At 61.1% G+C, this 26736-nt stretch carries 32 protein-coding genes and 1 tRNA gene; 14 read left to right on the forward strand and 19 right to left on the reverse strand.

All coding sequences use genetic code 11. The annotated features are described in order from the left end of the window. Positions 1-87: 87 nt before the first annotated feature. Both GRX03_RS13445 and GRX03_RS13450 read left to right on the forward strand, forming a co-directional pair. Complete coding sequence (locus GRX03_RS13445) at positions 88-399, forward strand: hypothetical protein (RefSeq protein WP_159764729.1); 312 nt, start codon at positions 88-90, stop codon at positions 397-399. Between the two features lie 163 nt (positions 400-562). Beyond that, positions 563-2935 (forward strand): N-6 DNA methylase, encoded by a 2373-nt coding sequence (locus tag GRX03_RS13450; RefSeq protein WP_159764730.1) that lies wholly within the window; start codon positions 563-565, stop codon positions 2933-2935. A gap of 416 nt (positions 2936-3351) precedes the next feature. Here GRX03_RS13450 and GRX03_RS13455 read toward each other — a convergent pair. The 10 genes from GRX03_RS13455 to sdhC form a co-directional block, all read right to left on the reverse strand. Then, a tRNA-Val gene (locus tag GRX03_RS13455) sits at positions 3352-3426 on the reverse strand. Between the two features lie 58 nt (positions 3427-3484). Next, positions 3485-4213 (reverse strand): alanyl-tRNA editing protein, encoded by a 729-nt coding sequence (locus tag GRX03_RS13460; protein ID WP_159764731.1) that lies wholly within the window; start codon positions 4211-4213, stop codon positions 3485-3487. Positions 4214-4252: 39 nt separating this feature from the next. Further along, positions 4253-4516, reverse strand: coding sequence for a DUF7553 family protein (locus GRX03_RS13465; RefSeq protein ID WP_159764732.1), 264 nt, complete (start codon positions 4514-4516; stop codon positions 4253-4255). A 47-nt stretch (positions 4517-4563) separates the two neighbouring features. Further along, positions 4564-5100: a cob(I)yrinic acid a,c-diamide adenosyltransferase gene (locus GRX03_RS13470; RefSeq protein ID WP_159764733.1), complete on the reverse strand. Its 537-nt coding sequence runs from the start codon at positions 5098-5100 to the stop codon at positions 4564-4566. 42 nt (positions 5101-5142) lie between these two features. Continuing rightward, positions 5143-5523, reverse strand: a complete 381-nt coding sequence (locus tag GRX03_RS13475; protein WP_159764854.1) for a hypothetical protein — start codon at positions 5521-5523, stop codon at positions 5143-5145. A 47-nt stretch (positions 5524-5570) separates the two neighbouring features. Beyond that, complete coding sequence (locus GRX03_RS13480; RefSeq protein WP_159764734.1) at positions 5571-6239, reverse strand: helix-turn-helix domain-containing protein; 669 nt, start codon at positions 6237-6239, stop codon at positions 5571-5573. Between the two features lie 75 nt (positions 6240-6314). Further along, a complete protein-coding gene (locus GRX03_RS13485; protein WP_159764735.1) occupies positions 6315-8144 on the reverse strand; it encodes an FAD-binding protein in 1830 nt (609 codons plus the stop codon). Between the two features lie 28 nt (positions 8145-8172). Further along, entirely contained in the window at positions 8173-9030 is an 858-nt protein-coding gene (locus GRX03_RS13490; RefSeq protein ID WP_159764736.1) for a succinate dehydrogenase/fumarate reductase iron-sulfur subunit, read from the reverse strand. Positions 9031-9032: 2 nt separating this feature from the next. Continuing rightward, the gene (locus GRX03_RS13495; protein ID WP_159764737.1) at positions 9033-9398 is read right to left on the reverse strand and encodes a succinate dehydrogenase; all 366 of its coding nucleotides are present in this window, start codon (positions 9396-9398) and stop codon (positions 9033-9035) included. Further along, a complete protein-coding gene (gene sdhC, locus GRX03_RS13500; RefSeq protein WP_159764738.1) occupies positions 9398-9814 on the reverse strand; it encodes a succinate dehydrogenase, cytochrome b556 subunit in 417 nt (138 codons plus the stop codon). The genes GRX03_RS13495 and sdhC overlap by 1 nt, the downstream gene beginning before the upstream one ends. A 196-nt stretch (positions 9815-10010) precedes the next feature. Between sdhC and GRX03_RS13505 the strand changes: the two genes are divergently transcribed. Further along, on the forward strand, positions 10011-10502 hold the full coding sequence (locus GRX03_RS13505) for a helix-turn-helix domain-containing protein (RefSeq protein WP_159764739.1): 492 nt from the start codon (positions 10011-10013) through the stop codon (positions 10500-10502). Between the two features lie 40 nt (positions 10503-10542). Continuing rightward, positions 10543-11655, forward strand: coding sequence for a sensor histidine kinase (locus GRX03_RS13510; RefSeq protein WP_159764740.1), 1113 nt, complete (start codon positions 10543-10545; stop codon positions 11653-11655). An 18-nt stretch (positions 11656-11673) separates the two neighbouring features. Here GRX03_RS13510 and purF read toward each other — a convergent pair whose 3' ends face one another. The 4 genes from purF to GRX03_RS13530 form a co-directional block, all read right to left on the reverse strand. Further along, complete coding sequence (gene purF / locus GRX03_RS13515; RefSeq protein WP_159764741.1) at positions 11674-13113, reverse strand: amidophosphoribosyltransferase; 1440 nt, start codon at positions 13111-13113, stop codon at positions 11674-11676. 1 nt (position 13114) lies between these two features. Next, positions 13115-13285: a 50S ribosomal protein L37e gene (locus GRX03_RS13520; protein ID WP_159764742.1), complete on the reverse strand. Its 171-nt coding sequence runs from the start codon at positions 13283-13285 to the stop codon at positions 13115-13117. Then, positions 13282-13476: an LSM domain-containing protein gene (locus GRX03_RS13525; protein WP_159764743.1), complete on the reverse strand. Its 195-nt coding sequence runs from the start codon at positions 13474-13476 to the stop codon at positions 13282-13284. The genes GRX03_RS13520 and GRX03_RS13525 overlap by 4 nt, the downstream gene beginning before the upstream one ends. 107 nt (positions 13477-13583) lie before the next feature. Next, positions 13584-13844: a hypothetical protein gene (locus GRX03_RS13530; RefSeq protein ID WP_159764744.1), complete on the reverse strand. Its 261-nt coding sequence runs from the start codon at positions 13842-13844 to the stop codon at positions 13584-13586. Positions 13845-13979: 135 nt separating this feature from the next. On the opposite strand from GRX03_RS13530, the gene GRX03_RS13535 reads away from it, so the two are divergent. The 3 genes from GRX03_RS13535 to GRX03_RS13545 all read left to right on the forward strand — a co-directional run bounded on the left by GRX03_RS13535 (position 13980) and on the right by GRX03_RS13545 (position 15746). After that, the gene (locus tag GRX03_RS13535) at positions 13980-14363 is read left to right on the forward strand and encodes a 30S ribosomal protein S6e (RefSeq protein ID WP_159764745.1); all 384 of its coding nucleotides are present in this window, start codon (positions 13980-13982) and stop codon (positions 14361-14363) included. A 1-nt stretch (position 14364) separates the two neighbouring features. Next, positions 14365-14787: a DUF7112 family protein gene (locus tag GRX03_RS13540; protein WP_159764746.1), complete on the forward strand. Its 423-nt coding sequence runs from the start codon at positions 14365-14367 to the stop codon at positions 14785-14787. 80 nt (positions 14788-14867) lie between these two features. After that, entirely contained in the window at positions 14868-15746 is an 879-nt protein-coding gene (locus tag GRX03_RS13545; protein ID WP_159764747.1) for a CheF family chemotaxis protein, read from the forward strand. Here GRX03_RS13545 and GRX03_RS13550 read toward each other — a convergent pair whose 3' ends face one another. From GRX03_RS13550 to GRX03_RS13570, 5 genes are all read right to left on the reverse strand, one after another. Further along, on the reverse strand, positions 15747-16610 hold the full coding sequence (locus GRX03_RS13550) for a CheF family chemotaxis protein (RefSeq protein WP_159764748.1): 864 nt from the start codon (positions 16608-16610) through the stop codon (positions 15747-15749). It lies immediately after the preceding gene. Between the two features lie 73 nt (positions 16611-16683). Beyond that, positions 16684-17928 (reverse strand): HEAT repeat domain-containing protein, encoded by a 1245-nt coding sequence (locus GRX03_RS13555; protein ID WP_159764749.1) that lies wholly within the window; start codon positions 17926-17928, stop codon positions 16684-16686. After that, positions 17928-18734 (reverse strand): CheR family methyltransferase, encoded by an 807-nt coding sequence (locus GRX03_RS13560; protein WP_159764750.1) that lies wholly within the window; start codon positions 18732-18734, stop codon positions 17928-17930. Before GRX03_RS13560 ends, GRX03_RS13555 begins: the two co-directional genes overlap by 1 nt. Then, on the reverse strand, positions 18731-20722 hold the full coding sequence (gene cheA / locus GRX03_RS13565; RefSeq protein ID WP_159764751.1) for a chemotaxis protein CheA: 1992 nt from the start codon (positions 20720-20722) through the stop codon (positions 18731-18733). The genes GRX03_RS13560 and cheA overlap by 4 nt, the downstream gene beginning before the upstream one ends. A 2-nt stretch (positions 20723-20724) precedes the next feature. Continuing rightward, positions 20725-21795 carry a protein-glutamate methylesterase/protein-glutamine glutaminase gene (locus GRX03_RS13570; protein WP_159764855.1) on the reverse strand — a complete coding sequence of 357 codons (1071 nt, stop codon included), beginning with the start codon at positions 21793-21795 and terminating at the stop codon, positions 20725-20727. Between the two features lie 233 nt (positions 21796-22028). Between GRX03_RS13570 and GRX03_RS13575 the strand changes: the two genes are divergently transcribed. The 7 genes from GRX03_RS13575 to GRX03_RS13605 all read left to right on the forward strand — a co-directional run bounded on the left by GRX03_RS13575 (position 22029) and on the right by GRX03_RS13605 (position 26630). After that, positions 22029-22454 carry a chemotaxis protein CheW gene (locus GRX03_RS13575; RefSeq protein ID WP_159764752.1) on the forward strand — a complete coding sequence of 142 codons (426 nt, stop codon included), beginning with the start codon at positions 22029-22031 and terminating at the stop codon, positions 22452-22454. A gap of 2 nt (positions 22455-22456) precedes the next feature. Beyond that, entirely contained in the window at positions 22457-23182 is a 726-nt protein-coding gene (locus GRX03_RS13580; RefSeq protein ID WP_159764753.1) for an RAD55 family ATPase, read from the forward strand. A 151-nt stretch (positions 23183-23333) separates the two neighbouring features. Further along, positions 23334-23669, forward strand: a complete 336-nt coding sequence (locus GRX03_RS13585) for a winged helix-turn-helix domain-containing protein (protein WP_159764754.1) — start codon at positions 23334-23336, stop codon at positions 23667-23669. Between the two features lie 226 nt (positions 23670-23895). After that, entirely contained in the window at positions 23896-24174 is a 279-nt protein-coding gene (locus tag GRX03_RS13590) for a DUF7521 family protein (RefSeq protein ID WP_368278492.1), read from the forward strand. A gap of 157 nt (positions 24175-24331) precedes the next feature. Continuing rightward, a complete protein-coding gene (locus GRX03_RS13595) occupies positions 24332-24961 on the forward strand; it encodes an archaellin/type IV pilin N-terminal domain-containing protein (RefSeq protein ID WP_159764756.1) in 630 nt (209 codons plus the stop codon). Positions 24962-25190: 229 nt separating this feature from the next. Then, entirely contained in the window at positions 25191-25817 is a 627-nt protein-coding gene (locus GRX03_RS13600) for an archaellin/type IV pilin N-terminal domain-containing protein (protein WP_159764757.1), read from the forward strand. A 180-nt stretch (positions 25818-25997) separates the two neighbouring features. Further along, positions 25998-26630, forward strand: coding sequence for an archaellin/type IV pilin N-terminal domain-containing protein (locus GRX03_RS13605; RefSeq protein WP_159764758.1), 633 nt, complete (start codon positions 25998-26000; stop codon positions 26628-26630). Positions 26631-26736 lie beyond the last annotated feature (106 nt).

Genomic DNA, 26736 nt, shown 5'->3' on the forward strand with positions numbered 1-26736 from the left:
AATCCGGCATCTGAATACCGCTAACGAGAGAAATCCGATTCATACGGCAAGGTATTAAATTCAACCGGCGGTTTCCACCAGTTTGCGATGCAACGCGTCATCAACCGCAAACTGTACGATACGGACCGAGCCGAACAGATCGCTCAGTATGCACCAAACACGGATCGAGGGGATTTCAACTACCTCATCGAAACGCTGTACAGAACCCCAGATGGAGAGTACTTCCTTCACGGGCAAGGTGGTGCCGCAACCGAATACGCGAAACCACACAACGGCGGTCGGATTGGTAGTGAAGAAATTGAAGCGCTCACAGAGGAAGCGGCGTTAGATTGGTGCGAAAACCGCGAAATTGACGGCGAAGTCGTCGTCGAGGAATTCGGTCACCTAGTCGAAACGTAGCGATAGGAGTCGCCTCGGAAAACCTACGATTCGGTAGGTGGGCGGTACACTTCGGATCATTCCCGGAGCGAGGCGTATGTCAGAATCTAGGCGTGACACTCGTCTTGATCGACGAGAGACGAGGTGCGATACTCGCACGTACCACCCGACACCTGAACCCTCCGTGGGATCGAGCGGCGGGAGAGACGAATCACCGGTCACACCAATCGGGTTAGAAGCCCGTCGACGGGAGCAAATCGAGAAGGTGATCGACCATCTCGCCGGCGACGAACACGACCTCCCACCTCCGTTCTCTGAATCAGAACTCTATCGAGCGTCGGTAAACGCCGGGATTCCGGTCTGGGAACCGGCGGTGAAGGAGCGATTCACGCGCCGGGTACTTGATCACCTCAACTACGAGTGGGACCCGGTCGCCCGAGCGTTCGCACCGGTCGCTGGCGAGGCCGTGATCGAGACCATTACAACTGCCGCTGATACCGTCGTGCCGACTCTGAATTCGGAACTGTCACGGCCGGTTCGGAGACGGCTCGAAGACTGGTGTGAGTTACACGGATTCGGTTCACTGGAGCACGCAACTGTTCAGCGGATTATCGCACGCCAGGCCGTCTTGAGTGTCCTCCTGCAGGCGGTTCTCTACGAACGACAACGGAAGCGACACGCGTGGCCAGCACTCGATACCACTCCGCAGAACGCACTTCGGCAAATCAAGGACCGAATACCACACCTCGGGATCGACGCGTGTGTCCTTGATGACGTCGTGCGACGATTCGAGCCGGCGGACCTGGAAGCGGTCCTCGACGAACGAGACAGAGTGTTACATTCAACCCGACCCGCAGAGACCATCGGGAAGCTCTACGAAGCGCTACTCCCGAGCGAGTACCGCAGGACGATCGGTCAACACAGAACCCCACCAGAGATCGGGACCCTCATGCAGACGTGGGCGACCACCGGTGGGGAAACCGTTCTCGATCCGGGGATGGGGGCCGGCGGCTTGTCGACGCCGTTCCATCCACGGTGGGACGCGAGTACCGACCCGGGGGACGTCACGGGGATTGATCGGAGTCCAATCGCCGCCCGCATGGGCATTACAGCGCAGACACTGGCCCGGCAAGCCACGACAACTCAACTGACGGACTTCCTCGATCTCAGCCCGGGAGAGCTGGATCACGACGTGGACGCGGTGGTGTGTAACCCGCCGTATACTCGGTATCAGGAACTCCCCGCGGAGTACAGAGCCGAACGCAACGCCCAAGCCGAAGATCAGACCGGCTTAGAGATTCCCGGCACCTCGCCGCTGTACGCGTACTTCCTGTACCACTTGCGGCAGTTCCTCGACCCCGGGGACCGGGCGGCAGTCATCGTCCCGCACGCCTTCCTGGCCCGGGATTACGGAACGCCACTCAAGCAATTTCTGTTGCGGGAGTTCCACGTGAAAGCGCTCCTGATGTCTGATCCGAATACCGAGTCGGTATTCGAGAACGCGCAGACGACGGAACTGATCCTGTTTCTCGAAGCACGGAGTGACAGTGCGGAGACTGGCGTGACGCGATTCATCCGCATCGACGAGAAGCCGGATGTCCCGACCCTCGTCGACGCGGTCCGAACCGGCGGGGGAGAGGAACCGGACTGGGGAGCCATTCAGTGCTTCGAACAGGTGGGCTTGGATCCCGAGCGGAAATGGGACCGCTTGTTCGACCCGAGCGACGTCGAAACGTCCCCGCGTCTCACGCCGCTCTCGGAGCTCGCGGACGTTCGACGCGGATTACAAACTGGCGAGAACGACTTCTTCTGTCTCACACAGGAGATCGTCGACGCGTGGGGAATCGAACCGCGATTCCGCGAACGGATCGTGCCGAAACCGAAGGCCGTCGAGGGGTACGATATTCGGTCAGACGACTGGGAACACTACCGCGATAACGACCGGCCCAGCTGGCTTTTATACCTTACCGATCCCGTCGAGGGAGTGCCGACAACGACTTACGATGACGAGGCTGGCCGCGCAGAGTGGAGTGAAGCGGCAATAACGGACGAACCAGTGCTCTCGGTAACGGAATATTTACGACACGGCTTAACCCGGCACGAAACGCTCTCGACACGGGCAACCGTCCACCGCCGGGAGCCGTGGTACCGCGTTGAGCGCGGTGACGTCGCGCCGATACTGATCGCACCGATGACTCGGTCGGGCTTCCGCTTCCTGCTCAACGATACCAACGCGCGACACTTGAACAGTTATTATGGGATTTACCCCGACGCAGGAATTGGACGGACCGGCCAGAAAGCGCTCTTGGCGTATCTGAACTCCGACTTCGTCAACAAGATCGTCTCCCGAGCGCAACACACGCTGTCAGGCGGACTCCAGAAACTCGAACCGGGAGACGTGAAAGAGATGCCCGTCATCGATCCGCGAGCGTTACCCGATACTGTCGTTTCTACCCTCGCCGACTACTTCGACGACCTTCGAGAAGCCGAACGGAATAACGAAGACAAGGAGGCCATCATTAACCGAATCGACGCAGTATTTGAACGGGAATTGTGATAGGCACTATCCCACCCAGTGACTCGCTCAAAACGGGTAGCAACAATCTCCCGGATCGATGTTTGAATCACTGAGCTGAGTGGCGGGAAGTGGCCTGACGTTGGACGCTAAATTCTCTCGCGCACCACCAATTACATTCTCTGCTCTAGAACATAGACAGACTGCCAATCAAGTCTTTCTTAGTGCTTAGTAGTTCGACAGCCTCCCCAAAGCAAATCCAATTACTGAGCATCACTTTTTTATATGGAAACTCCGATGATATACGCGGACCGCCAGACGGAGGGACCCCACGTGCAGCAAGCGTATGAGTTAACGAATTTCGTCGCTGGCAAATATCGGCCCGCTATTCCCGAAACCAGAAGTAGACGGTCTAAAATAGCGAAAAACGCACGATTACGAATCGTACGTAGTACGTATGGGTTGGGGCGGATTCGAACCGCCGACATCCTCCGTGTGAAGGAGGTATCATAACCGGGCTAGATCACCAACCCGAACAACTCCACCTTACCGGGTCGTGGACTTAAGAATTGCTTTCCTGCTCCCGGACGGTCATTCGAGGTTGTCGAGCGTGAACTCGATGCGCTCGACGTTCTCGCCTTTCGAGGTACAGTCGAGGATCTCTATCCCGCCGAGTTCACCGAGGCTGTCGGCGTGGGTGCCTCCGCAGGGACACATATCGAACTCTTCGATTGCGACGACACGGAGCGGATCGACGTGATCCGGGATCATATCGAGCAGCGCCCGGCCCTCGTCGACGTTCTCCTCGACCTGCTCTCGGGGCCGCTCCTCTTTGGTTACGCCGTAATCGGCCTCGATAGCTGTGTTGCTTAACTCCTCGATACGGTCGAGGTCGGCATCGTCGAACGACGCCGGCTCGAAGTCGATCCGCGAGCGCTCGGCGTACACCTGATTCCCCGCGGTGCTGGCGTCGAACTCGTCGAGTACGACCCGGGAGACGACGTGCTGGGCGGTGTGCATCCGCGAGAGATTGCGGCGGCGCTGTTCGTCGATACGACAGGTAACGGCTGTCCCCTCCGTCGGCGGGTCGCCGTCCAGCGACTGGACTCCGTGGCGGACGTCGCCGTGGTCCTTCCAGACGTCGTCGATCGTCGCGCTGCCGCCGTCCCACTCGATTGTGCCGTGGTCCGGGGGCTGTCCACCACCCTCCGGGTAGAAGTAGGTGCCGTCGAGGATGATGTACTCCTCCGTGGCTGTCGTGACCGTTGCCTCGAACTCCGTGACATCGTCTGCGTCCGGAAGATACCGCAGTTCTGTCATCACTCGAACTCCGTCCGGTCGATAAAAGAGCGTTCGGGATTACTCGGCAGGCTTCTCGCGGACCTTGTCCAGTCGTTCGCGCGCCTCACCGAGGGCCTCCTTCGCCTCGCCCTCCGCTCGCTGCTGGAACTCCTTCAGATCCTCGCGGAGTTTCTCGACGCGACTCGGCTCCGGCTGTTCCTCCTCGTCTCGGAGATCCTGAATCCGCTCCTGGAGCGGCTCAAGCTCCTCGCTGAGGCCTTTCTTTGCCGTTTCGCCCGCGCGTTTGACGTAGTATTTCGTATCTTCGAAGTGCTTGTTCATATTATACTATAAGTGTAGAGCAGATATAGCTCTTGTGGGCCATCCGGTCAGTACGTCGGGTTCTCCTCGGGGACGCCCTCACGCTGGTTGACCACGCGAGCGAGGGTGAACAGCGTATCGGAGAGGCGGTTCAGGTAGACGACGGCGGTGTCGTTGACGCCGGACTCCTCGGCGGCGAAAGTGACCGCGCGCCGCTCTGCGCGCCGGCAGACGGCACGTGCGTGGTGGAGCCGAGCGCCAGGGTCGGAGCCGCCGGGGAGAATGAACGATTCGATCGGGTCGAGTTCGTCGTCGTACTCGTCGATCATCGCTTCGACCGCGTCGACGTGTTCTTCGCGCACCCGTGGGTCGTCCTCGTCGGGGTCGGGGTTGGCGAAATCTGCCTGGATGATGTGGAGGTGATTCTGGATCTCCCGGAGGTGGTCGTCGATATCCTCGTGACCTGTCGGGCGGACTTTCCCGACGAGTGCGTTCACCTCGTCGACACTGCCGTATGCTTCGATGCGAGCGCTCGACTTCGAGACCCGCTCCATGTTCCGCAGGTCGGTCAGCCCGTCGTCACCGCGGCCGGTATAGATTTTCATGTCCTTCACTCGGGCCGAGAGAGACTTAAAGGAACGGCACCGTCACTCGGCGGTCTCACACTCGACGCGGTACTCACAGTCGCTGCGCTCGACGAGACGATCGTACAGCCGCCGGAGTCCGGCCGACCCGGTTTCGGGCAGGACGTGGAGCCGGATACGGCCGTCTCGGACGGACGCGCGGAACACGTCTCCGGTCCCCTCGTCTCGGACCAAAAACAGCGCCATCGGGAGATTGTAGAAATCGCCGTAGCGGTACGGCCCCGCATCGAGGGTCTGTTCGAGGGCGGCCGAGAGCTGTTCGTTCGACCGGCTCCGGCTCGGGATCAGCCGAAAGATGGTCTGACCCTCGTACTCGACACCGCCGCTGTAGGGATACCGCCGCTGAGGCCGGGAGGGAATCGTAAACGACGGCTCGGTCCCCATCACACACGTATAGGGCGTCATCGCATTTAAAAATCGTCACGGGGCCGTCAGTCGTCGACCACGAGGCCCTCTTCGGCGGTGTTCGTCACGGCCGCGCGCGCGAGCGATTCCATCGCTCGGCGGAGTCGCTCGGACGCCGCCTGCTCGCTGATCGAGAGCCGATCAGCGATCTGTCCGAGCGTCGATCCTCGGGGAACCTCGAAGTACCCACCCTCGATCGCTTCGAGCAGGACCGCCTCCTGTTTCTCGGTGAGATTGAACGCACCGCCGGAGAGGAGATATCGGCCGACCCGCACGACGGTCGGTTCGATCTCCATCCCTGCATCGTCGATCCGTTGCCGGTAGTCCCGAAAACACTCCTGGTCGGGATAGTTCATCGTCGTGTACCAGCCCTCTCCGTCCCACCGGGACTGGAGGTAGACGCCGCCGGAGTCGATAGCGGCCTCGTAGGCCCGCTGGTCGGTCGTCCCCGGGACGGCCTCGATCCAGTACAACCGGCGGAGGTCGCCGTCCTCGAGCAGTTTGAGTTCGCCGACAGAGGGGTCCTCCGCCACCAGGGCGTGAAACCGGCCACAGCCGTCACCGGTGACCGCCGCAGTGAGTCGAAGCGGCGTCTCCGGTCCGGTCGCGAGATCCCTGACCACGACCTCGATGCCCTCGACCTCGCGGAGTGTCCGGTGAAGGATCTCGCTCCGGTGGTGAAATTCGACGTACATACCGTCTACCTGATACTCTCACGGCAGACACTATTAGCTATCGATGAGACGGCGAAAGAAAGAGAACGAACCGGCTCAGTACGAGCGCTCTTTGGGTTCGTAGGTCTGCTCGTGTCCTTCGAGGATCACGGGCTTGTAGTAGAGGTTCGGCGTGCCGCCGTTCCAGGAGAGCATCGTGTGTTTGAGCCACTCGTCGTCACGTCGCTCCTGGTACTCCTTGCGCCAGTGAGCGCCGCGGAACTCCTCCCGGGCGAGCGCGCCGAGCGCGATTGCCTCGGCGTTGTCGATGACGTTGCGGGTCTCGATCGTGTGGATCAGGTCGGTGTTGTACGTGCGAGACTTGTCCGCGACGCCGACGTGCTGGTACTGCTCGCGGGCCTCGCGGATGTCCTTCAGCGCCTGTTTGATGTTGGACTCCTCGCGGAACACGTTGACATTCTCCGTCATCGTCTTCTGGACCTTCTCGCGGACCTCCGCGTGGTTGACGCCGTCGCGTTCGAGCATCGTGTCGACGCGCTCGCGCTCCTTGCGGATCGCCTCTTCGAGCAGTTCCTCCGGCGTCGCGACCGCACCGCCGTCCGCGACGACCGGATCAGAGCGGTCACCCACACTGCCCGGTTCGACTGGGGTGTCGACCTCGCCGTCCTCGCTCTCGGCGGAGGGACCCGTCGGGATCTCCGGATCGGTGAGGTCGCCGCCGGCCGCGTGCTGTCCGGCGCGCGAACCGAACACGAGCAGTTCGGGCAGCGCGTTACCGCCGAGTCGGTTCGAGCCGTGCATGCTGACACAGGCACACTCGCCGGCGGCGTACAGCCCGTCGATGCAGGTCTGGCCGTTCTCGTTGACCTCGATGCCGCCCATCTGGTAGTGCTGGCCGGGTTTGACCGGCATCGGCTCGTCGAGGCCGTCCGTGCCCTCGAAGTCCTCTGCCAGATGCAGGATGTTCTCCAGTCGGTCGAGGATCCGCTCCTCACCGAGGTGGCGCATGTCGAGGTGGACGTACTCGTCTTCGATCCCACGACCCTCGTTGACCTCGGTGAGTTCGGCCCGCGAGACCACGTCACGAGAGGCGAGTTCGCCCTCGTTGTTCGCGTAGCCGTACTCGAACATGAACCGCTCTTCCTCGTCGTTGTAGAGGATACCACCTTCGCCGCGGACACCCTCGGAGATCAGGACGCCAGTCGACGGCAGCGTCGTCGGGTGGAACTGGACGAACTCCATATCCTCAAGCGGCGCGCCGGCGCGGTAGGCGAGTGCCTGACCGTCGCCGGTGTTGGCGATGGCGTTGGTCGTGTGATCGAACGCCTGGCCGTTTCCACCGGTGGCCAGAATGACGCCGTCGCGGGCGTAGAAGCCGTCGATCTCGCCCGTCTTGATGTCGTAGCCGACGGCGCCGTAACACTCCCGATCCTCGGGGCGGTCGTGATCGGTGACGGCCAGCCGGGAGACGTACCACTCGTCGTAGACCTCGATACCTCGTTTGACCACCTGCTCGTACATCGTGTGCAGCAGGTGGTGGCCGGTCTCAGCGCCGGCGTAGGTCGTCCGCGGGTGTGAGAGGCCGCCGAACGGTCGCTGGGAGACGGTGCCGTCTTCCTCGCGGGAGAACGGCATGCCCCAGTGTTCGAGCTGGATGACCTCGTCGGGGGCCTGCTTGGCGAAGGTGTCGATAGCGGGAGCGTCGCCCAGGTAGTCCGACCCTTTCATCGTGTCGTAGGCGTGTAGCTCCCAGGAGTCTTCAGGGTGGAGCGCGGCGTTGATACCGCCCTCTGCTGCACCCGTGTGGCTACGCACCGGGTGGAGTTTGCTCACGAGAGCAACGTCTGCTCCCTCTTCGTGCGCCGCGATTGCTGCCCTGAGGCCGGCGCCGCCCGCGCCGACCACAATGACGTCGTGTTTGTACATGGATAGGTGGAGTCTGTGGTATATTGGTCTACCAGAACTTCAAGTTGTTCTTGATCGATTCGCGTTTCAGTGCCTGGATATGTTCTGTCAATGGGATGTCTTTCGGACAGACCTCCGTGCAGGAGAACTGTGTCTGGCAGCGCCAGACGCCGTGTTCCTGTTCGATGATGCGGAGTCGCTCCTGCTTGCGGTCCGACCCCTCCCGCTCGTCCATCGCGAAGCGGTAGGCCTTGTTGATCGCTGCCGGGCCGAGATACTCGTTGTCGCCGGCCGCGATGTTACACGAGGACATACAGGCGCCACACCAGATACACCGCGTCGAGAGTTTGACCTTCTCGCGGTTCTCCGGCGTCTGGTGCTGTTCTTCGAGTTCGCCGTCCGGCAGTTCGTCGGGGTCGAAGTACGGCTCGACGGCGTGCATCTGGTCGTAGAAGTGCTGCATGTCGACGACCAGATCCTTCACGACATCCTGGTGCGGCAGGGGTTCGATCCGGACCGGGTGTTCGAGATCGCCCATCTGGGTCTTACAGCCCAGTCGCTGCTGGCCGTTGATGAACAGCGCGTCCGACCCACAGACCGCCTGCCGACAGGAGTGTCGGAAGGTCAGCGAGGAGTCGTATCGGTCCCGCGCGTAGATGAGCGCGTCGAGGACCGTCATCCCGCGGTGGAACGGAACTGTGAAGGAGTCGAACCGCGGCTCCTCTTTACCCTCGATCTCCGGATCGTACCGGAAGACCTTGAGCTGGACCGTCTTCTCTGCGCTTTCGAGATCCTCCTGAATCTGCTCGCGGCGCTTCTCCGAGAGATCCTCCGCGACCTCCTCGCGGATCTGCTCGGGTGACTGTTCCTCGGTCGTCTCGGTCTCCTGTTGAATTTCCGTACTCATTGTTAGAACATACCGCTCATTGCCACGGCAACGCGCAGTCCCTGGGCGATCAGTAGTAGCGTCGCAATCGTAAGGATTGCGGCGACGATCTTCTTCTGGGTCCCCTTCAGCCCCATGTTGACGAGTCCGTTGTAGACGCCGTTGACGCCGTGGAACGCGCCGGTGATGAGGAAGGTGACCATCAGCGAGAAGTAGCCGATCTGGCCCATCCGTGCCTCGGTGCCGGCGAAACTGATCTCCGCCGCGTGGTTCACGAAGTGCAGCGTGATGAAGTGAAAGGCCAGCACTCCGACGAGGAAGACAGCGGTGATACGCTGGACGAACCACCGCCAGCCCTTGTGCTCGAACGAGGAGTAGTGCTCGGCCATCAGAGGACACCTCCCAGGAACGTCGGCAGGCTAGCGAGTGTGATCAGTGCGGTCATGATCAGCGACACGTAGAAACTGACATCCTGTCGGTCGAGTCCGAGTCCGAGGTCGACGAACAGGAGCCGGATCCCGTTGAGGATGTGGAACACCGCGACGGTGAGCAGTCCAATTTCGAGGAATCGGACGATGAGCAGCTCTTCGAGACTCTGTAGCGTCGTTGTGTAGATGTCGTTCCCGGCGGCCGCGGCGGCCGGGTCGACACCGGTCGCCGTGCTCAGCACTGCGATGTGAGTGAACAGGTAGCCGACGAGTATCCACCCGGTGAGCTTGTGGAGAATCCACGCCCACATTCCGGGTTTGAACTCCAGCCACCGTCCGAAACTCTCGACGGTGCCTCGATCGTACGATTGTGACATATGGACACCTTGGCGTGGGGATAAATAGTAGTTACTACACAGTGCTACGGTCACTCAAATACGCCCCGATATGTTCGATTCGGCCCGGCGCGGAGCCGACCGATCCGGGTGAACACCGTTGGAGGTGGCGAGTGCCGGAACGGACGGTGACGGCGAGGAACTAAGAGTTATATATCGGCAATCTGCTAGCGGCCCCATGGCGAAATACTCGACCGGTAGCGGTGGTGGCGGTTCCGGCGAGAGCTGTGAACTCTGTGGAGCCGCAGGCGTCGAGACCCAGACGGTCAACGTCGCCGGGGCGCAACTCGAAGTCTGTAGCGACTGCGCCCAGCACGACGACAACGCCACCCAGTCGGACGATTCCGCTCGGGACGACCGGAAGAAGCGAGCCGCACAGAACACGGCGAAGATCCACGACGCGGCGGAGGCCGACCCCTCCCACTGGGAGGACGGTGCTGATTACGAGGACGACCAGTTGCCGTATCTCCGCGACGGCTACGACGACCTCGTCACCGACGCCCGGCAGGACGCCGGCTACCAACTCGGGGAACTCGCCGAGGAACTGGAGATCAGCGAGGGCGACCTGCTGGCGCTCGAACAGGGGCGAGCGATCCAGGCCAACGTCGGGGGGAGCGTCGTCGCCGCCGTCGAGGAGTTCCTCGATATCGAGATCACCGAGTCGGACTGACTGGGGTACGCTTAACACAGCCGACCCGTTACCCTCGGTGATGGCTGAGCGACTCCGCGCACTGCTCGTCGGGGACTACTGGCGGTACACGATCAGCCTGCTCGGGACGTTGATGCTCGCTGTCGGCCTCGCGGCGGTGTTGCTCGACGGGCGACTGAGTGGGGAGGAGCTCCGCCGGGTCGTGGGGCTGGTCGTCTTCTGTCTGGCGTTGATCGCCGCGGGAGCCCGGATCGCGCTCACCGTCCGGGAGTTCAACCAGATGGGGCTGGTGCTGGGCTGGATGAGCCTCGGCGTGATCGTCGTCTCCGGGATGGGGCTGTGGGCCGGAGTCGTGCTCCCCGCGATCGATTCGACGTTCGATACCGCTCTGGTCTTTCTCTCCGTGTTAGCCGCGGGCGCGCTGTTCGGTGCTGTCGTCGGCTACTACGACGTTCGGGTTCGGGGACTGATTACGCGGGCGAGCAGAGAGCAGGCCCGCCGGGAGTTTCTCGACGAACAGCAGGAGACGCTGTCCTCGCTGAACGGCATTCTCCGCCATCAGATCCTGAACGACCTCTCGGCCATCGCGGGGCGGGCGGAGTTACTCGCCGCCGAGAAAATCGACACCGAGGACGGGACGGAGTCGATTCTCGCTCACTGCGAGCACATGGAATCGACCGTCGAACGGGTCGAGACGCTCGTCGATATCCTCACCCACGCCGCGGACCCTGCGGAATACGATCTCGGGACGGCACTCCAGAACGGTCGTCGCGTGGCCACAGCGTCGGCCCCGGGACTGACTGTCTCGGGAATCGAAGCCGTCGAAGCGACCGTTCGAGCGGACGAACTGCTCCATCTGGCGTTTGCCGAACTGTTCGAGAACAGCGCCGTCCACGGCGACGGCGACGTGTCGGTGACAGTGACTGAAACCGCCGAGACGGTCACCGTCGAGGTCCACGACGGCGGCGCGGGTATCGACCTCGGCCGTCCGTTCGAGCCGAACACGCGGGGCCAGGAGAGCGACGGCGACGGGTTGGGACTGTACTTCGCCGCGCTGATCGTCGATCGGTACGGCGGCCGGATCGAACTCCAACGGGCGGCCGATCCGACGACGGTGCTGGTCGAACTTCCGGTGGCGACAGTCGAGACCAGACGCGGCGTCGACAGCGAGTAAAATCAGAACAGCGGCCGGTCAGTCGTCCGCGCTCGACGCGTTGTCGATGATCGGGCGGGACACGTCGCGGTCGGTCTGTTCGCCCTCGACATCGTAGGGATACTCGCCGGTCACACAGCCGAGACAGAGATCGTCGTGGTCCTTGCCGAGCGCGTTCGTGACGCCCTCGATGGAGAGATACGAGAGGCTGTCAGCGCCGATCTCGTCGCGGATCTCCTCTGTCGTCTTGTCCGCGGCGATCAGTTCGTCGCGACTTGCCATGTCGATACCGAGATAACACGGCGCGATGATCTCCGGTGAGCCGATGCGGACGTGAATCTCCTCCGCGCCGGCGTCCCGGAGCAGTTCGATCAGTTGCGTCGAGGTCGTTCCCCGGACGATGGAGTCGTCGATCAGCGTCACGGTCCGGCCCTCGATTGTCGATTTGATCGGATTGAGTTTCAGCCTGACCGCGCGTTCGCGCTCGTCCTGGGTCGGCATGATGAACGTCCGGCCGACGTACCGGTTTTTCATCAGGCCCTCGGCGAACTCCGTGTCCGCACCGTCTTCCGCGGCCGCCTCGGCGTATCCCGAGGCGAAGGAGCGCCCCGAGTCGGGAACCGGCATCACGACATCGGTCTCGACGCCGGATTCCTCCCAGAGCGTACGGCCGAGATCACGACGGACCTCGTAGACGAGTTCCTCGTCGATGACCGAGTCCGGGCGAGCGAAGTAGACGTGCTCGAAAAAGCAGTGTGCCGTCCGAGACTCGTCGACGAGCTGATAGGTATCGTAGCCGCTGCCGTTGGGGTGAAGCACGACCAGTTCGCCGGGCTTCACGTCTCGGATCAACTCACCGTCGAGCGTGTCGATAGCCGCCGATTCGGACGCGATCACGTAGCCGTCCTCCAGTTCACCGATACAGAGCGGCCGGTTGCCCTGCGGATCACGGACGCCGAGCACCGTCTCGTCGTGCATGATCGTCAGCGAGTACGAGCCGTGGATGCGGCTCATCGTCGATTTGACCGCGCGGACGAGATCCTCCTCCAAGAGGTTCCGGGCGAGGTCGTGGGCGATGACCTCCGTGTCGCCGTTCGAGGTGAAGGCGTGACCCAACTCCGCGAGTTCCTCGCGGACTTCCTCGGCGTTGACGAGATTGCCGTTGTGTGCGAGGCCCAACGAGCCGCTTTTGAACGACACCGAAAAGGGCTGTGCACAGCAGGTGTTCACTCCGCCGGCGGTCGGGTATCGGACGTGGCCGATGCCGTTCGCGCCGTTGAGCGTGTCGAGGTCGTCCGGGTCGAACGCGTCACCGACCAGACCCATCTCGACGTGCTCGTGCTGCTGGAAGCCGTCGTGCGTGACGATTCCAGCCGACTCTTGGCCGCGATGCTGCAACGCGTACAGAGAATAGTAGAGCGGACGCGCGGCCTCTCTATCCGTCAACGAGACACCAACAACGCCGCACTTTTCGTGCATTTTATTCGCCAGATTTCGTCTCCCAGGAGTAGTCACGGCGCTTTGCCGATTTACCGAAGCCACAGGACGCACACACCTTCTTCTTCACGTGATAGGACTTCTCACCGCACCGCCGGCATTTTACGTGTGTGGTCGTGTTCTTCTTTCCCTGGCTGGATGTTCCACCGGTCATGGACGTATCGATACGACGTTATCCCCGCGTATAATCGTTGTGTCTTCGCTCTCCTCGACGACGAGGTTCATGTGCTGGTCGTAGCCAGCGAGGACGCCCTCGTAGATTTCGCCGTCTTTGAGTTGTACCGTGACGGTGTCGCCGACAGATGTCTCCAGCACATCCAGCGGCCGGTTCCCGTTCTCGCTCATACACGTATCCGGTGGCGATGTGCGCTTAAACGTACCGGCTCGGAACCTTCAGGACTCGTGATATCTACTCACGTGCGAAACAGCCCCGTCCGGCCGCCGCCTTTCGGTTATTCCGACAGCGAGCCCTCTTCGGACAGTTGCTCGACGCCGCGGGCGATCTCACGGGCGTCGGCGGGATCCAGGGCCAGCTCGATCTCGTTGCCGCTGTCGTCCGAGCAGGTGATTTTCAGCTGATCGCCGAACTCACGGACCTCCGTCTCCCCGATGTCGTACAGTTTGACCGCGGCGCTGTTGGTCGACGCGCCGACGTGTTTGACCGTCCCCTCCTTGAGTTCGAACATGAAATCGTCCAGGTCGATCGTGAGCATATCCGGTGTACGGCTGCCCGCGGGATAAGGACGGCCACAGCGTCGTCGGTGCCAGCGGGTCGGCGCGCGGCGGAACCTCCGCGCGTGGGGAAATACTTCGACGGGCTTTTTATCGGGGGTTTACTGCGTACGAGTATGGCTGAGTTTACCGTCGCCGTTTCCAACCCGGAGACGGGGCGTACACACCAGGTCGACGTATCGGATCAGGACGCAAACCGGTTCATCGGACGAGAGATCGGCGACGAAATCGACGGGAGCGCGGTCGGACTCGACGGATATACGCTCGAAGTGACCGGCGGCTCCGACGACGCCGGCCGACCGATGCGCGAGGACGTGAAGGGGGCGAACCTCAAGGCCGTCCTCCTGACGGGCGGGACCGGGTTCAACCCCGAGAAGGACGGTGAGCGCAAGCGCGTGACCGTCCGCGGCCGCGAGATCAGCGACGCCACCCGCCAGATCAACGCCAAGATCGTCGAACAGGGCGACGGTGACGTTGAGGAACTGCTGACCGAGGAGTGACGTGACAGACGCGATTCCGTCGGATCACCCCGCGGTGGACTCCTACCGCGTCGAGCTTTCGACAGTCGGGTCGACCAGCCGACCCCAGATCGTGCTTCCCGGCGATCTGGAGTGTGACGTAGACGATTTCGTCCGGGTCGTCGTCGGCGGGGCACGTGCTCACGCCCAGGTCGACTCCACGCTCGCTGGCCGGCCCGTACTCCGGGGGGCGTACGCCAACAAGCGGCTCGCTCGCACGACCGACGGCGAGAACGTACTCGCCGAGTGGCTCGACGACGAGGGATTTCAGCCCGGGACGACGCTCGTCGTCGACGTACTCACAGACGGGTACGCCTACGGCATCCGCGAACCGGGAACACGGGTCGTTTACGAGCCAATCGAGAAACCCGACAGCTCGCTGTCGGAGATCGCAGACTCGCTGTGACGCCGCGTTCTCCGTCAGCCTTTTGATCGCCCGCAGCGTTCACACAGACAATTCCGTGACCTGCGCGGACAGTCAGAGCCATGTCGGAATCGATCATCGCGGATTTCGTCGCGCAGTTTGATTCGAGCGTTGCAACCCGCGCAGAGCCAGCGAAAGGTCGCGTCCTCCTCAGCGAGAAGCGACTCGTGCTCGCGGTCGACAGCAACGACAGGCTGACGATTCCGCTGAACTCCGTCATCGACGTGGCCGTCGGTCACGTCCCCGACGAAATCCAGGGCTTTTTCGAGTCGACTGTCACGCTCGCCTTCGAGCTCAAGGGCCAGCGTCACAAGGCCGTCGTCGAGGCCGAGGACTCGACGATCCAGAAGTTCGCGACGGTGCTGTTCAAAGCGATTCTCAACGGGACGCGGATGTCGATCAAACACCCGGCACGGGTCGGCGGGCGCGTGACTGACGAGTCGTTCACCCCCTGCCGGCTGTTTCTCCGCCCGCAGTCAGTGCGGTTCAAGACTCGCGAGGAGACCGTCGAGATCGAACTCGCGACGGTGACAAAGTTCAGCCGGTCGAACCGGGACATCAACGGGAGCAGCCAGCCGGTGCTGGAGCTTCAGCACATGCCCTCCGGCGAGGCGATGGTGACGATGGCGGCGATGAACACCGCCCGGAAGATGACGATTCTGGGGCGGTATCTCAGACTGGAGTACACCGAGTTGATGAACGAACTGAAAGACGTCGAGATTACCGCCGACGAGAAGGAGATTCTCACGGCGATCTACTCCGGCGGGGGTCAGGAGGGCGTCTCACTCGCGGGCATCGTCGACATCGACCCCTCGAACGTGACGATGGTGCTCAACCGACTCGAGGAGAAGGATCTCGTCGTCGATACGGAGACCGGCACCCGGCTCACGCCGAAGGGACAGATCGTCGTCAACCGCCACCTCGAAGAAGTGAACGTCTGATTACTCCCGTCCCATCGCCTCGCCCGCAACGTGGCGACCGCGGGCCTTCAGTTCGACCTCGCGGCGCTCGCGTTCGACTTCGAGAATCCCCTGCTCGATGAGTTGATCGTAGATCTGTTCGACGGTCTCGACATCCATCCCGACGAACTGCGGGATCTGGAACGGCGAAACGCCCGAGTAAAGCGCCATCAGCACCTCCTGTTCGCGGTCGGAGAGTTCGACATTCTCGGGGTCCTGGGCCTGATTGCTCCCGAGCAGACCGGCCAGGATGTTCACCTTCCGCTGTTTGCCCGAGATGTGTGTCTCGACGGCCGTGTTGCCGACGGTGTGTTCGACCTCGATGAACAGCCGTTCCTTGTCGAGAACCTCTCCGCGGTTGCGCGAGAGGTCTCCGACATCGTCGACTTCAACCTCGACGAACTTTCCGTCCGCGAGCGCGAGTCCGATCTGGTCCTCGTCGACGGCCATGCGCCCTTTCTGCCACTCCGTGTCCTGAATCACGCCCCCTTTGACAGCCGGGTGTTTCGTGATGACGACCTCGCCGTCCAGCACCGCGCTGTACAGTTCGTGCTCGAACTCCTCGTGGTCGTTCGGTGCGACGAGGGTCACGTCGTTGCCGACCTGCAAGGAGAGATAGCTGGAGACGTTCGCGAACGGCTGGCTGGCGTCGTCTCTGGTCTTGATGGTCGAGATCTTCGAGAGCGGAATCGTCCGCTTGCCCTGGTTGCTCGCCAGCACGAGCCGTTTGTCGGAGAGCAGAATCCGACCCGGTATCCACTCTACGTCGGGGACCTTGTCCCCGTCTTTGACAACCTGCGTGAACTTCCCTTGCTGGTCAGCAAGCGTGCTCTCGCCGTCGCTCATCGCTGTCGGTCCTCTCTGTGGGTTTGTGTGCAGCGTCTAATTAATTGTTCGGGCTGACCCGGACGGAGCAAAATCATCCTTGTCCCGGCTGTGCGTGGCCACCGAGTTTCGACAGTGCCGAGAACGCACGCTGTCTGACCTGCTCGTCCTCGGTCGAGTCGAGCAGTCGTTCGATGTCCTCGGCGGTATCCTCGTCACCGATCTTCCCGAGCGTGAACACGGCCTGAGCGCGCGCGTCGCTGTCCTGGTTCTCGTCTCTGGCGACTCCGAGTAGTTCCTCCTCGGTATACGTGCCGCCGATCTCCGCCAGACTCGTCGCCGCGAACTGTTTTGTCATCTTTCCACCGTCTTCGAGCGTGTCGATCAGGGCGTCGATGGCCTCGCGGTTCTCGTCGCTCTCCATCACCCGGCCCAGCAGCCACGCGGTGTTGCGTCGCTGTGCTGATTTCGTCCCCGCGTTGAGAATCTCGACGAGCGGGTCGATCACGGAGTTGTCCTCGCTCTCCGAGAGCTGTTCGACGACCGTCTCGCGGATCTGGTGGCTCTGTTCGGTCGGCACGTTCGAGAGCAGTTCGATCAACGAGAAGACGGCGGTTCGACGCACCGGCGCGGACTCGTCGGTCAGCGCCTCGGCGAGGTACTCCACCGGGCGGTCGTTGCGGAACTGCCCGAATCCGCGGACCGCGATCCGGCGCACACGCTCGTCCTCGTCGTCGTACAACTGCAGCAGGGCCTGGAGCGCCTGACGGTTCCCGATCCGTCCCAGCCCCTCCGCGGCCTCGACCCGGACGGCGGCTTTCGGATCGGTCAACAGGCCGGTCAGCGGTTCGGTCGCTCGCGCGTCACCGATCTGTCGGCAGGCCCGGGCGGCACGCGCTCGGACGCGGGGATCCGGGTCCTCGAATCGCTCGACCAGTTTCGGCACCGTATCGGGCACTTCGAGTTCGCCAATAGCGTTGGCCGCCGCCATCCGAAGCTCGGGCAGTTCAGCGCCGAGCGCGCGGACGAAGGCCTTCGCTTTCATCCAGTCGGCGGCGTCTTCGCCGATATCCAGATCGGCCATGCTCGTGATGAGTTCCTCGAGGGCCTCCTGGCCGAGTTCGTCCAGCGCGTCGATTGCCGCCGCGATGACGGCGTCGGATTCGTCCTCCTGGACCGCCCGGACCAGTGCGGTGATAATGTCTCCGCGATCCTCGTGGTCGTCCATCCGCCCCAGCACTTCGGCGGCCCGCTTGCGGACCTCCTCGCTCTGGGAGTCGTGAAGCGTCTGGATGATCTCCTGTGCGTTCCCGGCCCGTTCGTGCTCGAAAAGCGACATTAGCTGCGTCGGTAGATCCGCTGTTGTTTGTACACCGGTTCGAAGTCGTCACGACACTCCGTCGGGAGCGTCTCGGTCATGCCGATCATCAGATAGCCGTTCTCCCGCAGGGAACCACGGATCGTCTCGAAGATCGGCACCTTGAACGAGGAGTCGATGTAGATGAGGAGGTTCCGGCAGAGCACCAGATCGAAATCGCTCTTCTCGTCGCCCCGAATCAGGTCGTGTTGCTCGAAGGTGACGAGATCCTTGACTCGATCCTTGACCGAGAACTGGTCGTCATCGCGGTCGATGTACGGCTCGTAATCCGCGAGCGGTTCGAGTTCCTCGGCGATGTCGCTCGTCTGGGAGGTCTCGTAGACGCCCTCGCGGGCCTCTTCGAGGATGTCGGCGTTGATATCCGTCGCCGTGATCTCGACCCGGCGGTCGTTGATATCCGGATCGTCGAGCGCGAGCATCGCCAGCGAGTACGGCTCCCGACCGTCCGCACAGGGGGCCGACCAGATCCGCACACGGCGGTTGTCTGTCGTCAACTCTCGCAGAACCGGCCGGAGTTTCTCCCAGGCGTCGGGGTTCCGGAAGAAGCCGGTCACGTTGATCGACAGCGAGTCCAGCAGCGCCTCTTTCTCCTCGTCGTCGCGGGCGAGCAGGCGCTGGTAGTCGTCGTACTCGTCGATATCCGTCCGGCGCATCCGCGCGGTGATCCGGCGGTCCAGGTAGGAGTCGTTGTAGAAGCCGGACTCGAAGTCGAGTTCGCGCCCGATGTACTCGAGCAGATCCTCGAAACTGTCGTCCTGCGTGCTCATAGCGTCACCACGTCGAGGATGTGCACGATGTTGCCGTCACCGAGCACGGCGGTTCCCGAGAGGCCGGGAGTACCGCTGAGGATTCCCTCGAGCGGTTTGACGACGACTTCCTCCTGGGCGTTGACAGCGTCACACCGCAGCGCGATCTGGCGTTCGGACTCGCGGATGCGGACGAGCATATCCCCACCTTCGGTACCGCCGTCGGTCGCCGCCCGCTGGGGGACGTTGAACGTCTCGCCGAGGTTTACGATCGGATAGATCTCGTCGTTGTGCTTGATGACCTCCCGGCCGTTGACCTGCTGCATCTCGTCGGCGCGGGTGATCTCGTCGACGTTTTTGATCGGAATGCCGTACTCCTCGTCTCCGACCTGCACGAACAGCACCTTGACGATGGCCATCGTCACCGGCAGCCGCAGGGAGACGGTCGTCCCTTCGCCGGGAGTGCTGTCCACGTCTACGGAGCCGTCGAGCCGAGTGACCGTGTCGTGGACGACGTCCATTCCGACGCCGCGGCCGCTGGTGTCGGTCACCTCGTCGGTCGTCGAGAAGCCAGGGTGGAAGACCAGATCGTAGATCTCGGAGTCGTCCATCATCTCCAGTTCCTCGGCGGACCGGACGTTGTTCTCGATTGCCGTCTTCTTGATCCCCTCGACGTCGAGGCCCGCACCGTCGTCCTCGACCTGGATCACGACGTGATCCCGCTCGCGAGAGGCCCGCAGAGTGACCTGGCCCTGCCGAGGTTTGCCGTTCTCGACGCGCTCCTCGGGCGGTTCGATCCCGTGATCCAGCGAGTTCCGGATGATGTGCATCAGCGGGTCCGAAATCTCGGTGAGGATCGTCCGGTCGAGTTCGATCTCCTCGCCTTCGATCTCGAAATCGACCTCCTTGCCGAGTTCCCGGGAGAGATCCCGCACCATCCGGGGGAACTTCCCGACGACCTTCTTCAGCGGGATCAGCCGCATGTCCATCACCGTGTTCTGGAGGCTGCCGGTGATCTTGTCGAGTTCGTTCAGCGTCTCCTCGGCGGAGTCCATGTTCTCGTCTTCGACCGCGCGTCGGAGCTTGATCCGGGAGGTGACCAGCTGCTCGACGAGGCCGTGGAGGTCGTCGAGTTGATCGACATCGACCCGGACCGACTTGATCTCGTCGACGGAGTGCTCGTCCTCGGGGCCGCCACCGCCACCGGTTCCGGTCGGAGCACCGCCGCCGAGTACCTCGTCGGTTACGTCCTCGACGGCGACATCGGAGATTTCACCGACGCTGTCGAGTTCGGCGTCGACGCGGCCGAGATCGTCCGTATCGAGAAAGACGCCGAAGGTTTCGTCGTACTCGCCGTCCTCGATTGCCGCTCGGTCCGGCTCGGTCCCGAGGATATCGAACACCTCCTCGACGGACTCCATCGCGAACATCGCGTCGACACCGGGCATGTCGGTGTCGCCGAGATCGATCTCGGCGTAGGCGACCTGATCATCGACATCGTCGTCGTCGATATCGACGCTGTCGAGGTCGGCATCGGCGGTGAGGTCCCCACCCTCGGGGTTACTGCTGGTCTGGCCCTCGGTCTCGGCTCCGTCCGAACTCGCTTCCGGCGGCTGGCCCGCCGCATCCGCCCCGCTTTCGAGCACGTTTCGCAGTTGAGAGACCGTATCGCTGGTGTCCATCTGCGATTGGCCCTGTTCCTCGATCTGGCCGACGATGGCTTCGATCTCGTCGACGCCCTGGAAGATGAGATCCATCACCTCGGGAGTGACGGACATGTTGCCGTCGCGCATCTCGTCCAGCAGATCCTCCATCGCGTGTGCGAGATTTGACGCGTCCTCGAAGCCCATCGCGCCGAAGTTACCCTTCAGGGTGTGTGCTGTCCGGAAGATCTGGTCCATCGCGTCCCGGTTCTCCGGGTCCGACTCCAGCTCCAGCAGCGAGTTGTTCAGTTTCGTAATTTCTTCCTCACTTTCGCGGATGAATGCGTCCAGATACTGATCGTCCATAGTTAGTTCACCTCTTGTCGGTCAGGTGCGATCGCGCCGAGAATCCCGTCGGGAATCTCCCCGATCGAGAGTACGTCGTCGACGTATCCCGTTTCGATCGCGCGTTTCGGCATCCCGAATACTGCTGACGTCTCCTCGTCCTGTGCGAGAGTCACACCGTCGACGGCTTTGATCGACTTGATCCCGGCAGCGCCGTCCTCCCCCATACCGGTGAGGATGACCCCCACCATCGGGTCGTCGATCACTTCCGCAGCGCTGGACATGGTCATATCCACCGCGGGTCGGACGCTGTTGACCGGCGGGTCGTCGGTGAGTTTGACCCGAAGCCGGCCAGCGTGGTAGTTCGAGACGACCATGTGGCTGTCTCCGGGTGCGACGAGCGCTTCACCGCCGCCGATGCGATCCCCGTCGTTCGCCTCCCGAACGTCGTAATCACTGCGTGAGTCGATCCGGTCGGCGAACCGACCGGTGAACCCGTCCGGCATGTGCTGGATGATCAGCACGCGGAAATCCGCTTCCAGCGGCAGTTGTGACAGCACCCGCTCGACCATCTTCGGTCCGCCCGTCGAGGAACCGATCAGAAGCGTCGGACGGTCTACGTACTGCGCTCCATCCCTCGACTCCGTGGTCGCTGACTCGGACGTTGGCGTCGTGTCGGTGTCCCGGCCTCCGCTGTCGACGCCCGCATCCGCGACGGAAGAGACCATCTCGACGAGTTGGTCCTCCAGTCGGGACATCTCCATCGAGACCTCTCCACCGGGTTTCGTGAAGAAATCAACCGCGCCCTTGTCCAGCGCCTGGAACGTGACATCGGCGTTTTCGTCGGTGTGTGCCGACAGCATCAACACCGGGGTCGGCTGCTCGTCCATGATCCGCTCGACGGCTTCGATCCCGTCCATCTCGGGCATCTCCACGTCCATCGTCACGACATCCGGACTGTGCTCGCGGACGGCCTCGACAGCCTCTTTCCCGTTGCGAGCCTGTGCGACGACATCGATCCCGCCGTCGTCGAGGATGTCGGAGATCACGCTCCGCATGAAGTGTGAGTCGTCGGCGACGACCGCCCGAGTCATCGCCTGCTCACCCAACACCAGGTCGGCTGCTGTACGAGGATCGTCAGCATTCTCGTCTGTTACTGTGCGCACTCTCCAAATAAATACTCCGCCCGCGTAATCAAATCTGATAGGCCAGTGGGCAGATTTAAGTTACATCGAGAAGTCCCTACGGATAGACAGCCGACCGACGGTACCGGATTCAGCGGCGAATCTGACCGTCTACACACCTGCATCTGCAGGGAGGTTCCGCGATGACAGAGACAAATGGACAAGTCCTCGAATTCGAGTTAGGCGAGGAAACGTACTGCGTGAGCATCGACTACGTGACCGAAATCGTCGACGTCGGCGAACTGACGAAGGTTCCGAACTCACCGGACCACGTCGAAGGCGTAATGGATCTGCGGGGCCGAACGACGTCCATCGTCAACCCGAAGACCGTCTTCGATATCGACGACAGGGACAGAGAGGCCGAACGGATCATCGTCTACGATCCGGAGATCACCGACAACGCCGGGGCCGCGGGGTGGCTGGTCGACGAGGTCAAACAGGTCGTACAGGTCGATTACAGCGACGTCGACCAGTCTCCGGCCGAAGACAAGGAATCGATCAAAGGAGTTATCAAACAGGGAGAAGGTGATTTCGTTATCTGGGTCGATCCCCAGAGGGTGCACTCGTAGGCATGATCGAACTCACTGAGACAGGGATTGACGGACTGGATGAGATCCTCAACGGCGGTATCGTCAACAACTCGACCACGCTGGTCAGCGGGAACCCGGGCGCGGGGAAGAGTATTCTCGGCCTGCAGTACATCTACAACGGCGTCGAACAGTTCGGCGAGAAGGGGATTTTCCTCTCCTTCGAGGAAAACGCCGAGGATCTGCGTCAGGCCGCCGAGTCGATCGGACTCGACAACTGGGCCGAGTACGTCGAGAACGGAGATATCACCATCTACGACAAGCAGGTCCTGCTCCGGGAGAACGACTTCAGTTCCTCGCTGGAACTGCTGCTCGGGGAACTCGACGACGACAACTACGAACGGCTCGTGTTGGACTCGCTGACGATGTTCAAACTGTTCTTCGAGACCGAACGCGAGCAGCGGACCTACCTGCTGAAGTTCACTGACATCCTCGCGGAGAACAATCTGACGACGCTGATGACGAACGAGCAGGGAACGGTCTTCCCGGAGACCGACATCAGCCTGGAAAACTTCCTCACCGACGGGAACATCTATCTGCTTCAGACCCCGACCGATTCGGGGGTCAACCGGTACGTCTGGGTGGCGAAGATGCGGAAGAAGAACATCGATACTGACATCTTCCCCATGGAGATCTCGGACGGTGGAATCACTGTCCACCAGAACGCCAGTGCGTTCTCGATGATGAGCGAAGACGAGTCACCAATCTGACTGTTTACGTCGTTATCACCCGATGAAATACCGGCCAGGACCGCTCACGTGTCGCATTTCGGCTGATACGCCCCGGGTGTTTTCACAGCTAGAAAACGCCGTTCTCGGCCGGTACATTTATTGATTATCGTAATTTAAATTCTGATAACCGATGTCTTCAGTGGACCTCCTGCAAACGTTGGGCAACAAATACAGCGCAGAGATCCTGGACGCGACTGACGAACCACGGTCGGCACAGGAACTAAGCGACGAACTCGAAATTCCGATCGCCACGTGTTACCGGCGCATCGACGAACTGACAGAGCACAACCTGCTCGAACTCCACGACAACATCCTCTCGGACGACCGCCGGCGCATCAAGGTGTACCGGAGAAACGTCGACGAGGTGTCCATCGACTTCGACGAGGAACTCACCGTCGACATCGAGGAACGGACAGAGGTCACGAACACCCTCGACGAAGCCTGGCGCACCCTCTCGGAAGGGTAAGCCCCACGCCCCCTGAGGTCCCCGCCTGCGTCTCGTTCTTTTCGATGATTCCAGAGATATCACTGCGTTCCGAGACGGAAGCTCCGGGCATAGTTGCTCTTACGGAGAGATTCTCGGAGCAGAACAGGCGGGTGTGTGCGGCGGCGCATCCTCTGTTATCAACAGCTAAACTGGGGTAGGAGAATTTAACTTCGTCCCTAAGGTACTGTATACTATCGTGTCTCTCATAATCGAATCGGTGTACGCCATGAGTTCGCTGGTGTTCATCGCAGCTGGACTGACAGTGGCCGGGATGGGGTTGCGCGCGTACGTGGAGACTTCCCGAAGCGCGATGTTGCACCTCGCGCTCGGGTTTTCCCTGGCGGTAGCGGGCGCGGCGGCGACGCTCATCTCTGCGTTCCTGTACAGTTTCAACAATCCCCGGTGGTTACTGATGGTCAACAGCGGTCTGTTGACTCTGGGACTTCTGTTCGTTATCTTCAGTATCATTACCTACGAGTCGTAACAGCAGGGTTTCGCCTCGGTCCTACGGTATCACTTCTGAGAAGGAACAGTACAGGCGGGCAACCTCATTTTCTACGTTGATAATTTGGCAGAGTAATTTATATGAGAGTGCACGGAACTGATGAGCAAGTCTGCCACCGCGTGCAGACGAGACAATCATGAAAGGATACATTACGGACGACCGCGGTCAGGTCGGGATCGGTACGCTGATCGTGTTCATCGCACTCGTGCTGGTCGCCGCCATCGCCGCGGGTGTGCTGATCAACACCGCTGGGTTCCTGCAGACCCAGGCCGAACAGACCGGGACCGAAAGCACGGATCAGGTCTCCAACAACATCGAAATCGTCGGCGCTACTGGGAACGTGAGTACTGACGGGTCGGTTATCAACAACGCGAACCTGACAATTCAACGAGCTTCAGGCTCTGGCGACGTGAATATTAGTGAAGTCACCGTCGAATACATTGGTGAGGGCGATACAGCGATCCTTGGCGCCGCGAGCAATGCCAATGCCGACGACTTGAACGAAAAGTTTGCGATTCGTCCCCTCGTCGCCGAAGACTCCGACGATAACGTGCTGACGGACTCATCGGACCGATATCGTCTTATTTTTGACTTCACTGGGGAAACCAACCTCGCTTCCAGCGACAACGCAGATGGAATTACGGCTCCCGGCCCCGGTGAATCCGCACTGCTCCGGTTCACCACTCAGGACGGCGCGACCCGTGAGGCACGAATCAACATTCCAGACAACCTCTCTGGCGGCGAGACCGTTGATATTCTCCGGTAGATAGTGAGAAATTTTCCGGGCGTTACACCGTAGCAACGATGGCTGCTATGCAGTTCCCCAAACTGTGTAGTAAGTTTATGGTACTGAGCTAAAGTGTCCATCGCCGGTGCCAAGACGCTAGCAACACTACACAGACGCAATTTTCACTGTCGATAATTTGGGCGAGACAATTATATGTAACAGGAAAGAAACCACAACAAGTCTGCCACTGTGCGCAGACGAGATAACCATGAAAGGATACATTACGGACGACCGCGGTCAGGTCGGGATCGGTACGCTGATCGTGTTCATCGCGCTCGTGCTGGTCGCCGCCATCGCCGCGGGTGTGCTGATCAACACTGCTGGGTTCCTGCAAACCCAGGCCGAACAGACCGGGACCGAAAGCACGGATCAGGTCTCCAACAACATCGAAATCGTCGGCGCTACTGGTGAAGTCAGTTCCTCCACGTCTAACGTAACAGTTGCAAATCTCACCGTCCAGCGTGCATCTGGCTCTGGTGATGTGAATCTTAGCGAAGTGTCAGTTGAGTTCATTGGCGAAGATGACACGATCATTCTCGCTGCGGAGAGTAACGGTAACGCAGGCGGTGTTGATGACCGATTTGGAATCAGACCGCTCGTGGCAGAAGATAGCAACGATAACGTTCTGACGGACTCATCAGACCGCTACAGGCTCATATTTGATTTCAATGCGACCTCCAACACAGAGGTACAGGATATTGAGGGGGTTAAAGCACTCGATGCTGGGGAAAGCGCTTTACTACGATTCACCACGCAGGATGGTGCGACTCGTGAGGCTAGACTGAGCGTTCCGGATAATCTTAGTGGCGGCGAGTCTGTCGATCTACTTCGGTAAATAGCCGCCCACTTTCGTTATTCTATACATTGTAACCTTAAATACATTTCTTTTGTTAGATAGTGTAAGAAGAGAAAGAGAGATACTGTATTTTCACCATCGATAATTTGGCCGAGTCGGTTATACAGTAGAACACTGAATTGCTGAGTAAGTCTGCCACTGCGTGCAGACGAGACAATCATGAAAGGATACATTACGGACGACCGCGGTCAGGTCGGGATCGGTACGCTGATCGTGTTCATCGCACTCGTGCTGGTCGCCGCCATCGCCGCGGGCGTGCTGATCAACACTGCTGGGTTCCTGCAAACCCAGGCCGAACAGACCGGGACCGAAAGCACGGATCAGGTCTCCAACAACATCGAAATCGTCGGCGCCACTGGAAACGTGTCGAGCACCAGCGAGGAAGTCGTCAACGCGAATCTGACGGTTCAGCGGGCCTCCGGCTCCGGCGACCTGAACCTCAGTGAAGTCACCGTCGAGTTCGTCGGCGAGGAGACCACGGCGATCCTCGCGGCGAACAGTAACGGCAACTCACAGCTTGGGAGCACGTTCGGTATCAAAGCGCTCGTCGCCGAGGATAGCAGTGACGAAGTCCTTACCGACTCCTCGGATCGGTACCGACTCGTCTTCGACTTCAGCGGCGGTCTGTCTGGCACCGACCGGTCCGGTAACGCCTCCGGAGACCTCAACCCGCTGCAGCCCGGTGAATCCGCACTGCTGCGATTCACCACCCAGGACGGCGCGACCCGCGAGGCCCGGATCAACGTCCCGGACAACCTGACGACCGGCGAAACCGTCGACCTGCTCCGGTAACCAGCCGAACCAGTTTTTCCCATTTTTCGCGTCCGGGCAGAGACATCTCTGGACAGGGGTACTCTACTCCTCTCTCAGGATTGATAGCCAGGCCGCAAGCGTTTAC

It is taken from the genome of Halovenus carboxidivorans (genome assembly GCF_009831575.1).
Taxonomy (GTDB): domain Archaea; phylum Halobacteriota; class Halobacteria; order Halobacteriales; family Haloarculaceae; genus Halovenus; species Halovenus carboxidivorans.

Bases quoted from the DNA above. Each gene is read 5' to 3' on its own strand.
- GRX03_RS13490 (WP_159764736.1), bottom strand. From the start codon at position 9,030: ATGAGTACGGAAATTCAACAGGAGACCGAGACGACCGAGGAACAGTCA.
- GRX03_RS13460 (WP_159764731.1), bottom strand. From the start codon at position 4,213: ATGACAGAACTGCGGTATCTTCCGGACGCAGACGATGTCACGGAGTTC.
- sdhC (WP_159764738.1), bottom strand. From the start codon at position 9,814: ATGTCACAATCGTACGATCGAGGCACCGTCGAGAGTTTCGGACGGTGG.
- GRX03_RS13505 (WP_159764739.1), top strand. From the start codon at position 10,011: ATGGCGAAATACTCGACCGGTAGCGGTGGTGGCGGTTCCGGCGAGAGC.
- GRX03_RS13480 (WP_159764734.1), bottom strand. From the start codon at position 6,239: ATGTACGTCGAATTTCACCACCGGAGCGAGATCCTTCACCGGACACTC.
- GRX03_RS13585 (WP_159764754.1), top strand. From the start codon at position 23,334: ATGTCTTCAGTGGACCTCCTGCAAACGTTGGGCAACAAATACAGCGCA.
- GRX03_RS13470 (WP_159764733.1), bottom strand. From the start codon at position 5,100: ATGAAAATCTATACCGGCCGCGGTGACGACGGGCTGACCGACCTGCGG.
- GRX03_RS13495 (WP_159764737.1), bottom strand. From the start codon at position 9,398: ATGGCCGAGCACTACTCCTCGTTCGAGCACAAGGGCTGGCGGTGGTTC.
- GRX03_RS13570 (WP_159764855.1), bottom strand. From the start codon at position 21,795: ATGACTCGGGCGGTCGTCGCCGACGACTCACACTTCATGCGGAGCGTG.
- GRX03_RS13475 (WP_159764854.1), bottom strand. From the start codon at position 5,523: ATGGGGACCGAGCCGTCGTTTACGATTCCCTCCCGGCCTCAGCGGCGG.
- GRX03_RS13555 (WP_159764749.1), bottom strand. From the start codon at position 17,928: ATGTCGCTTTTCGAGCACGAACGGGCCGGGAACGCACAGGAGATCATC.
- GRX03_RS13520 (WP_159764742.1), bottom strand. From the start codon at position 13,285: ATGACCGGTGGAACATCCAGCCAGGGAAAGAAGAACACGACCACACAC.
- purF (WP_159764741.1), bottom strand. From the start codon at position 13,113: ATGCACGAAAAGTGCGGCGTTGTTGGTGTCTCGTTGACGGATAGAGAG.
- GRX03_RS13560 (WP_159764750.1), bottom strand. From the start codon at position 18,734: ATGAGCACGCAGGACGACAGTTTCGAGGATCTGCTCGAGTACATCGGG.
- GRX03_RS13530 (WP_159764744.1), bottom strand. From the start codon at position 13,844: ATGCTCACGATCGACCTGGACGATTTCATGTTCGAACTCAAGGAGGGG.
- GRX03_RS13510 (WP_159764740.1), top strand. From the start codon at position 10,543: ATGGCTGAGCGACTCCGCGCACTGCTCGTCGGGGACTACTGGCGGTAC.
- GRX03_RS13600 (WP_159764757.1), top strand. From the start codon at position 25,191: ATGAAAGGATACATTACGGACGACCGCGGTCAGGTCGGGATCGGTACG.
- cheA (WP_159764751.1), bottom strand. From the start codon at position 20,722: ATGGACGATCAGTATCTGGACGCATTCATCCGCGAAAGTGAGGAAGAA.
- GRX03_RS13525 (WP_159764743.1), bottom strand. From the start codon at position 13,476: ATGAGCGAGAACGGGAACCGGCCGCTGGATGTGCTGGAGACATCTGTC.
- GRX03_RS13535 (WP_159764745.1), top strand. From the start codon at position 13,980: ATGGCTGAGTTTACCGTCGCCGTTTCCAACCCGGAGACGGGGCGTACA.
- GRX03_RS13550 (WP_159764748.1), bottom strand. From the start codon at position 16,610: ATGAGCGACGGCGAGAGCACGCTTGCTGACCAGCAAGGGAAGTTCACG.
- GRX03_RS13465 (WP_159764732.1), bottom strand. From the start codon at position 4,516: ATGAACAAGCACTTCGAAGATACGAAATACTACGTCAAACGCGCGGGC.
- GRX03_RS13605 (WP_159764758.1), top strand. From the start codon at position 25,998: ATGAAAGGATACATTACGGACGACCGCGGTCAGGTCGGGATCGGTACG.
- GRX03_RS13575 (WP_159764752.1), top strand. From the start codon at position 22,029: ATGACAGAGACAAATGGACAAGTCCTCGAATTCGAGTTAGGCGAGGAA.
- GRX03_RS13580 (WP_159764753.1), top strand. From the start codon at position 22,457: ATGATCGAACTCACTGAGACAGGGATTGACGGACTGGATGAGATCCTC.
- GRX03_RS13545 (WP_159764747.1), top strand. From the start codon at position 14,868: ATGTCGGAATCGATCATCGCGGATTTCGTCGCGCAGTTTGATTCGAGC.
- GRX03_RS13595 (WP_159764756.1), top strand. From the start codon at position 24,332: ATGAAAGGATACATTACGGACGACCGCGGTCAGGTCGGGATCGGTACG.
- GRX03_RS13485 (WP_159764735.1), bottom strand. From the start codon at position 8,144: ATGTACAAACACGACGTCATTGTGGTCGGCGCGGGCGGCGCCGGCCTC.
- GRX03_RS13445 (WP_159764729.1), top strand. From the start codon at position 88: ATGCAACGCGTCATCAACCGCAAACTGTACGATACGGACCGAGCCGAA.